Annotated in this window: 10 protein-coding genes and 1 tRNA gene; all 11 read right to left on the bottom strand. The window is 59.0% G+C overall.

Annotated features, from left to right (window positions below; all coding sequences use genetic code 11):
• Positions 1–133: 133 nt before the first annotated feature.
• A complete protein-coding gene (rpoC, locus tag VN622_07155) occupies positions 134–4,345 on the bottom strand; it encodes a DNA-directed RNA polymerase subunit beta' (GenBank protein HWR35630.1) in 4,212 nt (1,403 codons plus the stop codon).
• 210 nt (positions 4,346–4,555) lie between these two features.
• Positions 4,556–9,028, bottom strand: a complete 4,473-nt coding sequence (gene rpoB / locus VN622_07150; GenBank protein ID HWR35629.1) for a DNA-directed RNA polymerase subunit beta — start codon at positions 9,026–9,028, stop codon at positions 4,556–4,558.
• 852 nt (positions 9,029–9,880) lie between these two features.
• Entirely contained in the window at positions 9,881–10,261 is a 381-nt protein-coding gene (rplL, locus tag VN622_07145) for a 50S ribosomal protein L7/L12 (protein ID HWR35628.1), read from the bottom strand.
• Between the two features lie 246 nt (positions 10,262–10,507).
• Entirely contained in the window at positions 10,508–11,056 is a 549-nt protein-coding gene (gene rplJ / locus VN622_07140; protein ID HWR35627.1) for a 50S ribosomal protein L10, read from the bottom strand.
• Positions 11,057–11,131: 75 nt separating this feature from the next.
• The gene (rplA, locus tag VN622_07135) at positions 11,132–11,839 is read right to left on the bottom strand and encodes a 50S ribosomal protein L1 (GenBank protein HWR35626.1); all 708 of its coding nucleotides are present in this window, start codon (positions 11,837–11,839) and stop codon (positions 11,132–11,134) included.
• Positions 11,840–11,932: 93 nt separating this feature from the next.
• Complete coding sequence (rplK, locus tag VN622_07130) at positions 11,933–12,364, bottom strand: 50S ribosomal protein L11 (protein HWR35625.1); 432 nt, start codon at positions 12,362–12,364, stop codon at positions 11,933–11,935.
• Positions 12,365–12,506: 142 nt separating this feature from the next.
• Positions 12,507–13,175 (bottom strand): transcription termination/antitermination protein NusG, encoded by a 669-nt coding sequence (gene nusG, locus VN622_07125; GenBank protein ID HWR35624.1) that lies wholly within the window; start codon positions 13,173–13,175, stop codon positions 12,507–12,509.
• Between the two features lie 99 nt (positions 13,176–13,274).
• Positions 13,275–13,538 carry a preprotein translocase subunit SecE gene (secE, locus tag VN622_07120; GenBank protein HWR35623.1) on the bottom strand — a complete coding sequence of 88 codons (264 nt, stop codon included), beginning with the start codon at positions 13,536–13,538 and terminating at the stop codon, positions 13,275–13,277.
• A 121-nt stretch (positions 13,539–13,659) separates the two neighbouring features.
• Positions 13,660–13,735, bottom strand: a tRNA-Trp gene (locus VN622_07115).
• An 86-nt stretch (positions 13,736–13,821) separates the two neighbouring features.
• Positions 13,822–13,974: a 50S ribosomal protein L33 gene (gene rpmG / locus VN622_07110; GenBank protein ID HWR35622.1), complete on the bottom strand. Its 153-nt coding sequence runs from the start codon at positions 13,972–13,974 to the stop codon at positions 13,822–13,824.
• A 132-nt stretch (positions 13,975–14,106) separates the two neighbouring features.
• A partial coding sequence (tuf, locus tag VN622_07105) for an elongation factor Tu (protein ID HWR35621.1) occupies positions 14,107–14,248 on the bottom strand: 142 nt, incomplete at its 5' end.

Here is a 14,248-nt window from a genome sequence, read left to right as displayed (position 1 = left end):
ATGAGGCTAAACAAAAAGCGGCCAGTGTGCAACGTTCATGAAAAACCGGACGAGCCCGTCTTAAACGATACCTGCCGCAAAAAGAATCGCGGGCCTTAACGGCCCGCGATCGCATTGAGCGTGAGTGATGCGGTTACGGCTGCTCGGTTGCCAGCTCTTCCGGCTCGTTCTCGCCTTCGTGGCGCAGCAGTTCCAGCGCGCGTTCTGCTTCTTCGTACTCGCGGCTGATCTCCTCCTGTACCTTCTGAGCGGCTTCTTCCAGCTCCGGAGCCAACCGCACGTTGCGGTAGTACTCCATGCCGGTACCTGCCGGAATGAGGCGTCCGACGATGACGTTCTCCTTCAGACCACGCAGGTGGTCCACCATGCCGTTGATGGCGGCTTCGGTGAGTACGCGCGTGGTCTCCTGGAACGATGCGGCCGAGATGAACGAATCGGTCGAGAGCGACGCCTTCGTGATGCCCAGCAACAGCGGACGGCCGGTAGCCGGCTTGCCGCCTTGTGTGATCACGCGGTCGTTCTCTTCGCGGAAGCGGAACCGGTCCATCTGCTGTTCGAGCAGGAAGGTGGTGTCGCCCACGTCTTCGATCTTGACCCAGCGCATCATTTGGCGAACGATAACTTCGATGTGCTTGTCGCTGATGTTCACGCCCTGCAACCGATAGACTTCCTGAATCTCATTGACCAGGTAGCCTTGCAGTTCCTTCTCGCCGAGCACGGCAAGAATGTCATGCGGGTTGAGTGGGCCGTCCATCAGCGGTTCGCCGGCGCGGACGCGCTCGCCTTCCTGCACGTTGATGTGAACGCCACGCGGCACCGAGTACTCCTTCTCCGTGCCGTTGTCGGCCACCACGTAAATCTTGCGCTGGCCTTTGGCGATTTCGCCGAACTTGACGCTGCCGTCGATTTCGCTGATGACAGCCGTTTCGCGCGGCTTGCGGGCTTCAAACAACTCGACAACGCGCGGCAGACCGCCGGTGATGTCCTTGGTCTTCGTGGTCTCACGCGGGATCTTGGCCAGCACGTCGCCCGGGAAAACCTCATCTCCGTCCTGCACCATGAGGTGAGCACGTGAAGGCATCAGGTAACGTTTGTTGGTCTTTCCGCCCTTGATCACGATTGCAGGCTGGCGCTTCTCGTCCGGCGAATCCATGACGACGTGACGCGAGAGACCGGTCACTTCGTCCACTTCTTCGTGGAGCGTCAAACCATCCTGCAGATCCTTGAAAGCCACCGGACCGCCGATTTCCGTCAGGATGGAGAAGGTGTACGGATCCCACTCGACCAGTACCTGGCCCTGTTTGACCTGGGTTCCCTCTTCCACCTTGATACGAGCGCCGTACACGACCGAGTAGCGTTCCTTTTCGCGGCCCTTTTCATCAACGACAGTGATCGACCCGTTGCGGTTCATCACCACAAGGTCGCCCGCCTTCGAACGGACGGTCTGCATATTGGCGAAGCGCACGATGCCGTTGTTCTTGGCATCCAGGCGCGACTGCTCGCTGACTCGCGACGCCGTACCGCCAATGTGGAACGTACGCATCGTGAGCTGCGTGCCCGGCTCGCCGATGGACTGCGCGGCGATGACGCCGACAGCCTCGCCAAGCTCGACCATGCGGCCGGACGCAAGGTTGCGACCGTAGCATTGCACGCAGACGCCGCGGCGCGATTCGCAGGTCAGCACCGAGCGAATCTTCACGCGCTCGATACCAGCCGATTGAATCTGGCCGGCCAGGTCTTCCGTGATGTCCTGGTTCACATCGACAATGACGTTGCCTTCGTAGTCCTTGATCTTCTCGAGCGAGACGCGGCCAACGATACGGTCGCGCAACGGTTCGATGATGTCACCCGACTCCACGATTGAAGTGACGTAAATGCCGTCCACCGTGCCGCAGTCGTACTCGCTCACGATCACGTCCTGAGCGACGTCGACCAGCCGGCGAGTGAGGTAACCCGAATCGGCCGTCTTGAGAGCCGTATCAGCCAAGCCCTTACGGGCGCCGTGCGTCGAGATGAAGTACTGCAACACAGTGAGGCCTTCGCGGAAGTTCGCCGTGATGGGCGTCTCGATGATTTCGCCTGACGGCTTGGCCATCAATCCACGCATACCGGACAGCTGACGAATCTGCTGTTTCGAGCCGCGAGCGCCGGAGTCGGCCATGACGTAGATGGGGTTCATCGAGCCGGCCTTGTCCTGCTGCTGCATGTTGTTGAACATCTCGTCGGCAACCCTTTCGGTGATCGACGACCAGATTTCAATGACTTTGTTATAGCGTTCGCCGTTGGTGATGGCGCCGTCCAGATACTGCTGTTGCACGGCGATGACCGACTTCTCGGCGTCCTTGACCAGCGAGTACTTGCTGGGAGGAATGACCATGTCGTCGATGCCGATGGACAGGCCGGCGCGGGTTGCGGAATTGAACCCGAGCGACTTGATCTCGTCCAGCATCCGGACCGTCGTTTCCAGCCCGAAACGCAGGTAACAATAGTTAACAAGCTGTCCGATGCCCTTCTTCTTGAGCAGGCCGTTCATGAACGGCATCTCCGGGGCAGCGGCACGCATACGGTCGTTCAGGATGGCGCGGCCCACCGTCGTGCTGACGAATTGACGGTTCAGCACGACCGGATCGGTGTGCAGCACGTCCTGATCGTCGTACGCGGTCGTCAGGTCGATAACCTCGCCCGTATAGCGCAGGCGGATCGGCGTGAGCGTTTCCACTTCGCCGGCCTCGCGCGCAAGCAGCACTTCCTCGATGTTCGAGAAGGCGCGACCTTCGCCCTTGGCATTCACGCCAGCCTTGGTCAAATAGTAGATACCGAGCACCATGTCCTGGGTAGGAACAGTGATCGGATGGCCGGACGCAGGCGACAGAATATTGTGCGATGCGAGCATCAGCACGCTGGCTTCGACCTGGGCTTCCGGCGATAGCGGAATGTGAACCGCCATCTGGTCGCCGTCGAAGTCGGCGTTGAACGCCGTACATACAAGCGGGTGAATCTTAATCGCCTTGCCTTCCACCAGCACCGGCTCAAATGCCTGGATGCCCAAACGGTGAAGGGTTGGAGCGCGATTCAACATCACGGGATGATCTTTGATGACCTCTTCCAGGATGTCCCAGACCACCGGTTCCTGCTGCTCCACCATCTCCTTGGCTTGCTTGATCGTGGTGCAGTGCCCCGTCTGCTCAAGGCGGTGATAAATGAACGGCTTAAACAGCTCCAGCGCCATCTTCTTGGGAAGACCGCACTGGTGCAGTTTCAACTCGGGGCCTACAACGATGACCGAACGGCCCGAGTAGTCCACGCGCTTGCCGAGCAGGTTCTGGCGGAAGCGGCCTTGCTTACCTTTCAGCGTGTCGCTGAGAGACTTGAGCGGGCGGTTGTTGGCTCCGCGCAGCACGCGTCCACGACGTCCGTTGTCGAACAGCGCGTCCACGGCTTCCTGAAGCATGCGCTTTTCGTTGCGCACGATAACTTCAGGAGCGTGAAGGTCCATCAACTTCTTCAGACGGTTATTGCGGTTGATGACGCGGCGATAAAGATCGTTCAGATCCGACGTTGCAAAGCGGCCGCCATCGAGAGGAACGAGCGGGCGCAACTCCGGCGGAATGACCGGAATCACGTCGAGGATCATCCATTGCGGCTTGTTGCCGCTCTTGCGGAACGCCTCGACGACCTTCAGCCGCTTGGCATATTTCAGCCGCTTCTGCAGAGAGGTCTCGGTCTTCATCTTCTCGCGCAGTTCAACCGACTGCACTTCTACGTCTACGCGTTTTAGCAGTTCCTTGATGGCTTCCGCGCCCATCAAGGCCTTGAAGCCCGTGGGACGGTACTGCTGGTCCAGTTCGCGGAATTTCGCTTCGTCCTTGATGATCTCGTGATCCTTCACCGGCGCGTCGCCAGCTTCCACGACGACGTAGGCTTCGAAGTACAGGACCGATTCAAGGTCACGCAGCGAAATGTCCAGAATGTGGCCGATGCGGCTGGGCAGGCCCTTGAAGAACCACACGTGCGAGCAAGGCGACGCAAGCTCGATGTGGCCAAGGCGCTCACGACGCACCTTGGAAAGCGTGACTTCCACGCCGCACTTGTCGCAGATCACGCCACGGTGCTTCATGCGCTTGTACTTGCCGCACAGGCACTCCCAATCCGTGACTGGACCAAAGATGCGGGCGCAGAACAGGCCATCGCGCTCCGGCTTGAAGGTACGATAGTTGATCGTTTCCGGCTTGGTTACTTCGCCGTGCGACCAGCTACGGATCTTTTCGGGCGAGGCCACGCTAATCCGAATCGCGTCGAAATCCGCAATGTTGTTACCAAGGTCAAATGGGCTCGAGCGGTACAAATTGCCTCCTCCCCTGGTCCGCCGACTGTGCGTCCAGGGTGCTGTGGCTCTCTCGTGACCACGAACGGCTCCCAATCGAACCGGCCATACTTGCCGGCCATTGAATCCACGACCTGCACCGCTTGGGAGCTGCAAGCAGGTCTTCGATTCCCTACAAAACTTGTGCGAACAAGCGAGTCTGCGAGGCGCATCGAGCGCCTCGCACTCTCATCAGTCAGCTGCGGCCGTCGCCGGCAACGGAGTACGCTCCTTCACCTTGATCAATTCCACATCAAGACAGAGCGACTGCAATTCACGGATCAGCACGTTGAACGACTCAGGGACGCCCGGCTCGATCGCTGCCTCGCCCTTCACGATGGCCTCGTAAATCTTCGTGCGGCCATACACATCGTCCGACTTCGCCGTCAGCAACTCCTGCAGGATGTATGCAGCGCCGTAAGCTTCCAACGCCCACACTTCCATTTCGCCGAAACGCTGACCGCCGAACTGCGCCTTGCCGCCCAGCGGCTGCTGGGTAATCAGCGAGTACGGTCCGATCGAACGCGCGTGGATCTTGTCATCGACAAGGTGCGATAACTTGAGCATATAGATGTAGCCGACCGTGACCGGCTGTTCGAACTTGTCGCCAGTCATGCCGTCGAACAGGGTGGTCTTGCCTGAAGTCGGCAATCCGGCCTGCTCGAGAAGTCCTTTAATCTCTCTTTCCTTGGAACCGTCGAACACGGGCGAAGCAAAGTACGCGCCGCCTTTAAGCCCTTCAGCGATCTTCATCAGAGCGTCATCGTCCACGTCCGTAAGCTCATCCACGAAGGGCGTGTCCTTGAAAATCTGCTTGATCTCGCGACGGACCGCTTCGGCTTTCGAGTTCTCGCGCATCATCTCGTCGATCTTCTCGCCGAGTTGTTTGCCGGCCCAGCCAAGGTGCGTTTCCAGAATCTGACCGACGTTCATACGACTTGGTACGCCAAGCGGGTTCAGGACTATTTCGACAGGCGTTCCGTCTTCGAGGTACGGCATGTCCTCTTCAGGCAGAATGCGGGCGATAACGCCCTTGTTACCATGACGGCCTGCCATCTTGTCGCCGACGCTGAGCTTGCGCTTCATGGCGATGTAAACCTTCACCAGCTTAATGACGCCTGGCGGCAGTTCATCACCCTTCTGCAGCTTGTCCACCTTCTCGCGCACGATCTTGCGGAGAACGTCGATCTGACGCGAAGTCATCTCTTCGATCTCGTCAATCTGCTCGTTGACGCGCGGGTCCTTGTCGGCGAACTTGATCCGCTTCAGGTTGCGCGTCGAGATGCGCTCAATCGTTTCGCGATCCAGAATGACGCCCTTGGTCAGCAGGCGCTTGTTGGTGCGTTCGTCGTGCAGGTCAGCCTGCACTTCCTTGCCGCCCAACAGGCCTTCCAGACGCTTCAGTCGCTCGTCGGTAAGAATTCGGATTTCGTCTTCAAGGTTCTTCTCGAGGCGCTGAACCTGCATGCCCTCGATCTGCTTGGCGCGCTCGTCCTTCTCCTGACCCTTGCGGGAGAAGATCTTGACGTCAACAACCGTGCCTTCAATTCCAGGAGGGCACGTCAGTGAAGCGTCACGCACGTCGCCGGCCTTTTCGCCGAAGATGGCGCGCAACAGCTTCTCTTCCGGAGTGAGCTGCGTTTCGCCCTTGGGAGTGACCTTGCCGACAATGATGTCGCCCGGCTTCACACTAGCGCCGATGCGAATGATGCCGCTCTCGTCGAGGTCGCGCAGTGCGCTCTCGCTGACGTTCGGAATGTCACGCGTGACTTCTTCCGGACCCAGCTTGGTATCCCGCGATTCGATCTCGAACTCTTCAATGTGGACGCTGGTGTAGTAATCCTCTCTCACCAGCTTTTCCGAAACGAGGATGGCGTCTTCGAAGTTGTAACCGCGCCATGCCATGAAAGCCACGAGCACGTTGCGTCCGAGCGCCAGCTCACCCTTGTCCGTACAAGGACCGTCGGCGATCACCTGGCCCTTCACAACCCGGTCGCCCTTCTTGACGATGGGCTTCTGGTTGATGCAGGTGTTCTGGTTCGAGCGCTTGAACTTCGTCAACTGGTAGATGTCGCTACCGACTTCGCGCGACAGCTGCATCGGGTGGTGCTCACCCTCTACGCGCACGATGATGCGCTCCGAATCAACCGAGTCGATGATGCCCGAGCGGCGGGCAAGAATGACTGCGCCCGAGTCGCGCGCCGTAACGCCTTCCATGCCTGTACCCACAATCGGAGCTTCGGCAACGAGCAGCGGAACGGACTGGCGCTGCATGTTCGCGCCCATGAGAGCGCGGTTCGCGTCATCGTGCTCAAGGAACGGCACCAGCGATGCAGCAACCGAAACAAGCTGTTTCGGACTGACATCGATGTAGTCGATCTCGTCGCGGTTGACCAGCACGAAGTTGCCGGCCTTGCGCGCGTTGATCAGTTCGGCAACCAGGCGACCCTTGTCGTCCAGCTCGGCGTTGGCCTGTGCAGTGGTGTGCTTATCTTCTTCCCAAGCCGAGAGGTAGAAGGAGAACGGCTCCAGGTCCATCGGACGCTTCTTGCGCGCGCGGAGTTCGTCGTTGGCCTTCACCGCCTCGTGCTTCTCGATGTGATCGCCCACGCGGTAATCACTGTCACCGGCGTTGACGATGGTCACAAAGTCGAGCACGCGGCCGCCTTTTACGCGTCGATACGGCGACTCGATGAAGCCGTAGTCGTTGATTCGCGCATAGCAGCTCAGCGACGAGATCAAGCCGATGTTCGGACCTTCCGGCGTTTCAATCGGGCAGATACGTCCGTAGTGCGTCGGGTGAACGTCACGGACTTCAAAGCCAGCGCGTTCGCGAGACAGACCGCCCGGCCCAAGCGCCGATAGGCGCCGCTTGTGCGTGATCTCCGAAAGCGGGTTTGTCTGATCCATGAACTGCGAGAGCTGTGACGAACCGAAGAACTCGCGGATGGCAGCCATCACTGGCTTGGCATTCACGAGGTCGTGCGGCATCGCCGTAGACATCTCCTGGTACACGCTCATCTTTTCCTTGATAGCGCGTTCCATGCGGACCAAGCCGATGCGGAACTGGTTTTCCATCAACTCACCAACGGCGCGCACGCGGCGATTGCCGAGATGATCGATGTCGTCCACCGAGCCGATGTTCTTGCGCAGCTTCAGCAGGTAACGGATGGTTCCGTAGAAATCGTCCGGCTCGAGGGTGCGATTGTCGAGGCTGCTGGCATCGCCCTTTTCGAACAGCTTGATGTTGAACTTCAAACGGCCCACGCGGGAGAAGTCGTACTTACGCGGATCGAAGAACATGCCGTGGAACAGCGAAGTCGCCGTGTCCAGCGTCGGCGGGTCGCCGGGGCGCAGCTTGCGATAGATCTCGATCAACGCTTCCTGTGGCGTCTTCACCGAGTCGCGGCGCAGTGTCGCGCTGATGATGGTGCCCACGTCGTCGCGTTCCGGGAAGAACACGTGGATTTCGCTGATACCGGCCTCGATCATCTTCGACAGCTTGTCGGCCGTGATCTCCGCGTTGGCTTCGAGCAGCACTTCGCCCGTGTTCGTGTCCACCACATCGGCGGCCGTGAACGCGCCTTCCAGATCGGCGAGATCGACCTCAATCTCGCTAACCTTGGACTTGTGAATCTCCTTCATGATCGACGGAGAAACTTTGCGTCCGGCGTGCGCGATCTCCTCACCGCTCTTGTTAACGATGCGGTGCGAGAGTTTCATGCCCTGCAGGTTGGTGGGACGATCGACGCCTGGCTCCAGGGTCCAGAACAGCTTGTTGTCCTTGAGCGCGATGCGATCGACGGTGTAGAACGTGCGCAAAATATCTTCGTCCGAACGCAGACCCAGGGCACGAAGGAAGATGGTTCCCAGGAACTTGCGCTTGCGGTCGATGCGGACGTAGAGGATGTTCTTCTGGTCGTACTCGAACTCGACCCACGAGCCGCGGTACGGAATGATCTTGCCGAGGAAATACGTGCGATTGTTCGCCGTCTCGAAGAAGACGCCCGGCGAGCGATGCAACTGGCTGACAATGACGCGCTCGGTACCGTTGACGATGAACGTACCGTTCTGGGTCATCAGCGGAATATCGCCGAAGAAGACTTCCTGTTCTTTAATGTCGCGAATGGTGCGGTTGCCGGTCTCCGGATCCTTATCGAAGATCGTCAGGCGCATCGTGACCTTCAGCGGAGCCGAATACGTCATGCCGCGCTCTTCGCACTCAGGCACGTCGTACTTGAGTTGCAAGCCGACAGGGTCGCCGCACTTATTACAGAAGTCGGGCGTGTTCGCGTTGTAGGTGCCGCACTTTGTGCAAAGCACCTCGCCCGGATGGAACGGATCGGTCACGACCGTCGAACCGCAATTGCGGCAAGTCGTGCGCAGATGATGCAGGCCCTTCAGGTGCCCGCACTTGCACTCCCAGTTGCCGATCGAGTAATCCACGAATTCAAGCTGCGACACATTGCGGAAGTCCGCGATCGGGAACACGGACTGAAACACCGCCTGCAACCCTGCGTCGTCGCGTTCGCTCGGCAGCCAATCCATCTGCAGGAAGCGATCGTACGAACGCTTCTGAACCTCGATCAGGTTCGGGATCTTGATGGTCGCCGGAATTTTGGAAAAATCGAGTCGTCTGCGGAAGGCACTTTTCTTGTTCGCCATAGAAACTCCTAAGTGTTGCCTTGGGCTGCGTCCTCGCCGGAACGCCTGCTCCAAGGCCGCGCGCATCGTGCTGCGCGCAATGCCGTCGCCCTGTTCGCGATGGCCAGTCGGGCTCCCCGCCGTCGTGCCGCGGGGGTCGCCAGGGCCCTACACCCCGTGGTTGGCGCGCTTCCATCGGCCCCGCTCATCAGCGTTGCCGATTACTGCTTTGATCGCAAGACGCAGGCGCCCCTGCGCGAGCCTCGTAAATCCAACGTGCCTGGGGTTGACACGCGGCATTCGGTGGCCGCAACGGGACAAAATGCGGAAACGCCCGAGAAGACAAACGTCCCCTTGGGCGCCAATCTTGGCGTCTTGTATGCTTCCCCACTGCAAAATCGGGGAATCCGATGCTCGAGTGCATCGGTGATTCAAATGTGTATTCCCGCGCCAGTATCTAAAGGCCTGTTCTCAGTCCGTCGCGCCGGAGCTTCGGCTACGAATCCGGACCGCCTGCCACTCAATGCTGTTGTTTGTGCAGCTCGCCCACCTGCACCCGCGCCCGGGAATTCTGCAGTCTCCGCGATCCTCGCGGCTGGATATTGGATGACTGCTCCGCTTCCTCGGCTTCATGATCTCCAGTCGGCCCGCTCGTGACATACCGGAGAATCTCTTGCAGCCCGGCCCGCCCGTCGCCGGGCGTCCAGACCTTCTCGCCTGTTTATGGGCGAGGCCTCACTCCGTAAAACGAAGTGAGGCGCCGCAAAACCGTCTCGTCCAGTGGACGAGAGATCCGTTGTTTAGCCGAAACCAATGCCTGGCCGATGCCAAACGCGGGATTACGACCGCGGGCACGAGGCCCGCAATCGCAAACTACTTCACTTCGACAGTAGCGCCGGCATCGGTAAACTTCTTCTTGATGGTCTCGGCTTCTTCCTTCGAGACGCCTTCCTTAATGGACTTCGGTGCGCCATCGACGAGGTCCTTAGCTTCCTTCAGACCCAGGCTCGTCACTTCGCGAACAGCCTTAATGACGTTGATCTTGTTCGCGCCCGCCGCGGTCAGGACCACGGTGAACTCGGTCTTCTCTTCAGCCGGAGCAGCTGCCGCGCCTGCGCCCGCGCCCGCAACCATCACCGGGGCAGCGGCGGCAGCCGACACGCCAAGACGCTCTTCCAGCTTCTTCACCAACTGTGCCGCTTCAAGCAGCGACAAGCCTACGATCGATTCTTCCAACTGCTGCAGATCCGCCATTTCGATATCTCCACTTTTTCGTTATTCGTTCGTGATTGAATTTCGCTATCTCCAGCGAGGCTTCCAATGTGCTCGAAGCTTTTACGGGTGGCTGCCACGCGATCTCCGCGTTACTTAAGCCCGCGAACCCTTTCGGGTCTCTGCTTCGGCCGTGCGCCAGACTCGCGACCGGACTAGCACGCCTCACAACGGATAACGGAATCTTTGAAGCGGCTTCCGCCGCTCCGAACTTGTTTACGAAGAGCCTTACGCGCCGGCCGCTTCGCCCTGCTGGAACTTGTTCTTCTCGACGCCCTGATTGAGCACCACGGCTACGTCTCGGCCAACGGCGTTCATCACCGTGACCAGGCGTTGCGCCGGGGCATTCAACATGAACAGCAGCTTCGAGTACAGTTCTTCCTTCGACGGCAGTGCAGCCAGCGCGTCGATCTCGCTGATCGAGATCACGCGGCCATCGACCACGCCTGCCTTGAAGCTGTACTCCGGGTTGTCCTTGGCGTACTTGGAAAGCGCCTTTGCCAGCGCAACCGGGTCGCCTTCGGTGTAGGCGATCGAGGTAACGCCACTCAAGTTCTGAATGGCAACTTCGATCTTCGTACCCTTCGCCGCGCGTTCCGCCAGCGTGTTCTTCACCACGCGATAGCGGCCGCCAGCCGTGCGAACGGCCTTGCGCAGCTCAAAGTCCTTGTCGACCGTCAGCTTGCCGAACGTGCCTACAATGGCATTGCTGACGTTCTTCAGTTCATCGGTGAGCGCTACAACCTGCTCGATCTTCTTTGCTTTCGTGACAGCCATGTCCGAATCCTTTGCAATCTCTATGGCGCAGCCGATTGTGGCTGCGACTCTGCGCCCTTGGGCGCGTGACGCAGCCTAACCCTTCGCGGCCAACTCGACCGATGCGGTGTCGATCAGGATGCCGGGGCCCATCGAGGAACTCAGCGTGCAGCCCTTGATGTATTTTCCCTTGGCTACCGCGGGCTTCGCTTTCACCACACTGGTGATGACGGTCGTCGCGTTGTCCACCAGCTTATCTGGCGTGAACGAGATCTTGCCCACCGGCACGTGTACCAGCGCCGTCTTGTCGGTGCGGAACTCGACCTTACCGGCCTTCACTTCCTGCACTGCCTTGGCGACATCAAACGTCACCGTGCCCGTCTTCGGGTTCGGCATCAGGCCGCGAGGACCTAGCACCTTTCCCAAACGGCCAACCGACTTCATCATGTCGGGCGTGGAGATCACAGCATCGTAGTCGGTCCAGTTTTCCTTCTGGATCTTCTCGACGATTTCTTCACCGCCAACGATGTCGGCGCCCGCAGCTTCCGCCTCGCGCACTTTATCGCCTGTCGCAATGACCAAAACCTTCTTCGACTTGCCCAAGCCGTGCGGCAGCACAACGGTGCCGCGCACCATCTGGTCAGCGTGCTTCGGATCGACGCCCAAACGAAGCGTCACTTCCACAGTCTCGTCGAACTTGGCGAACTTCACCTTCTGCAGAAGCTGAACTGCTTCCAGCAGTCCGTACGGACGAACTTCCACGGCCGCACGCGCCTTCTCGATATTTTTTCCGGGTTTTCTCACTGCTTGCTCCTGTCTCCCACCGCTTTACGAAACTCTGTAATGCCGTGGTCCCTTCGACTCGCAGTCTTTGCGACTGCCAGAATTTATAAATGACTAGCCGACGACGTCGATACCCATCGAACGCGCCGTACCCTTGATGCTCTTGATCGCCGTCTCTACCGAAGCCGCATTGAGATCGGGCATCTTCTGCCGGGCAATCTCTTCAACCTGCTTTTCGGTCACGGTTCCAACCTTGTCCTTGTTCGGCGTGCCAGAACCCTTTGCCACGGCGGCAGCGCGCTTCAGGAGAATGGATGCCGGAGGCGTCTTCGTGATGAACGTGAAGGTGCGATCCGTGTAGACCGAAACTACGACCGGGATAATCAGGCCTTCAAGTTCCTTCGCGCTGGTTCGCGCGTTGAACTGCTTGCAGAACTCCATGATGTTGATCTGCGCCTGACCCAGAGCGGGACCTACCGGCGGCGCCGGAGTCGCTTTGCCCGCCGCGATCTGCAACTTCACTTGCCCAGTTACTTTCTTCGCCATCTCTTTACCTTCTCTTTTTCTGGTTCCCGCTCCACTTACCGCGAAGCCCCGAGTCTAGGATTTTCGGCCCAGGCGAGTTCAAGGAACCGTGTACTCGAACCCAAAAACTTTCAGCCCAAAAGCACAACTCAAACACGACCGATTACGTAATGACCTTCTCTACCTGGCCGAATTCCAACTCGACCGGCGTCGAACGCCCAAAGATTGTGACCATCACCTTCAGGGTTTCGCGGTCTTCATTGACTTCGTCCACAACACCGGTGAATGTTGCGAATGGCCCATCGGTGATGCGGACGGACTCGTTCTTCTCGAACTTCACCTTGAGCTTCGGCTTTTCCTTGCCTTCGGCAACGCGGTAAACGATCTGCTTCACTTCGTCATCAGAGAGGGGCGTAGGCTGCTGTCCGGTACCCACAAATCCGGTCACGCGCGGCGTCGACTTTACGACGTGCCACACGTGGTCATCCATATCCATTTCCACCAGCACATAGCCGGGGTAGAACATGCGCTCGCTGGTGTATTTCTTTCCACCGCGAACTTCTGTAACGGCTTCGGTAGGAATCAGCACCTTGCCAATACGCGTTTCGAGACCGAAGGCGTGAATGCGCGACTCCAATGATTCCTTGACCTTGCGCTCAAACCCAGAATACGTGTGGATGATGTACCACTTCATGTTCGGGTTCGCCGGAGCGTCGGGAGCCTGCGCGGCTGCTGGACTGCCGTCCTCGGAGACAGCTTCCGGCGCGCGCTCTTCTTCGGCGCCCTGCTGCGGCTCTAACCCGTTGCTCGTGTTTTTAGTGATCTCGTCCATAACTTTGTTTCCGCCCCGTCCTTAGTCGCGCTGAGTGCGCCGAAGATTCCAGCTCTTGCGGGGCCGCCAACGGTCCGCCTTGCGGCGATGCTACTGGTCTTACTTGTGACTGAAGGAGCGCAGCACCTGATCTAGACCCTTGCCGATCAGCGTGTCGATAACCCAGAAATAAATTCCGAACAACGCAACCGCAACGATCACAACCATCGTCGTCGCGCGCACCTCTTTTAGGGAGGGCGTCGTGACCTTCTTCATCTCGGTGCGCACGTCGTTGTAGAAGCTCTTCGTGCGCTGCGGCCACGATTTGATACGCGCCGTCAGATTGTTGTTCTCTACGCTCGCTATTGCTGCCGACTTCGCCATTTCAGGTCCTTTAACTGAGCGCCGCGCCGTTCGGCTGTTCCGGCTCTCGCATCCTTACGCGGCAACACGACTTGCGTTCGTCGTACGCCGTACCAATTCCGCTATCCCGCGGGAAAAGGAATGGCAGGGGCGGAGGGATTCGAACCCCCAAGTCCGGTTTTGGAGACCGGCAGTTTAGCCGTTGAGCTTACGCCCCTGTATACCTCGACCCATTCACCGCCCCTGCGTCTTTCGGCAAGGGCACGCCGCGCCGGCCTCTCGGTCCGGCGCCCGCATTCCGGCCTTACTTCGTCTCGCGATGGACGGTGTGCTTGCGGCACTTACGGCAGAACTTGCTGAATTCCAGCCGTTCCGTCGTGGTTTTGCGGTTCTTGGTCGTCGAGTAATTCTTATCCTTGCAGTCGGTACATTGAAGCTGACAGATTTCGCGGGGCATTGAGCCACTCCCTTTTAGATTGCTTCGCGCTCATTTCCCGCGAAGCCTTGCCCGTGTCGAAGTTCCGGCGAACCGGAACCCTTGCGCGGGAATCGGCAGGCGCGATTCTCGTCGCGTCTGCCGAGAAAAATCTTACTGAATAATTTCGGAGATCGTGCCGGCGCCGACCGTGCGTCCGCCTTCGCGGATAGCAAAGCGCAAGCCCTTCTCCATCGCAACCGGCGTAATCAACTCCACCGTCAGCGCAACGTTGTCCCCGGGCATCACCATCTCG

The organism is Clostridia bacterium, from assembly GCA_035561135.1.
In the GTDB taxonomy this organism is placed as follows: Bacteria; Acidobacteriota; Terriglobia; order Terriglobales; family Acidobacteriaceae; genus DATMYA01.
This window is presented reverse-complemented; position numbering and strand designations above follow the sequence as displayed.

Coding starts and splice junctions, on each gene's coding strand:
- nusG (HWR35624.1), bottom strand. CDS start 13,175: ATGGACGAGATCACTAAAAACACGAGCAACGGGTTAGAGCCGCAGCAG.
- secE (HWR35623.1), bottom strand. CDS start 13,538: ATGGCGAAGTCGGCAGCAATAGCGAGCGTAGAGAACAACAATCTGACG.
- rplL (HWR35628.1), bottom strand. CDS start 10,261: ATGGCGGATCTGCAGCAGTTGGAAGAATCGATCGTAGGCTTGTCGCTG.
- rplK (HWR35625.1), bottom strand. CDS start 12,364: ATGGCGAAGAAAGTAACTGGGCAAGTGAAGTTGCAGATCGCGGCGGGC.
- rpoB (HWR35629.1), bottom strand. CDS start 9,028: ATGGCGAACAAGAAAAGTGCCTTCCGCAGACGACTCGATTTTTCCAAA.
- rpmG (HWR35622.1), bottom strand. CDS start 13,974: ATGCCCCGCGAAATCTGTCAGCTTCAATGTACCGACTGCAAGGATAAG.
- rplJ (HWR35627.1), bottom strand. CDS start 11,056: ATGGCTGTCACGAAAGCAAAGAAGATCGAGCAGGTTGTAGCGCTCACC.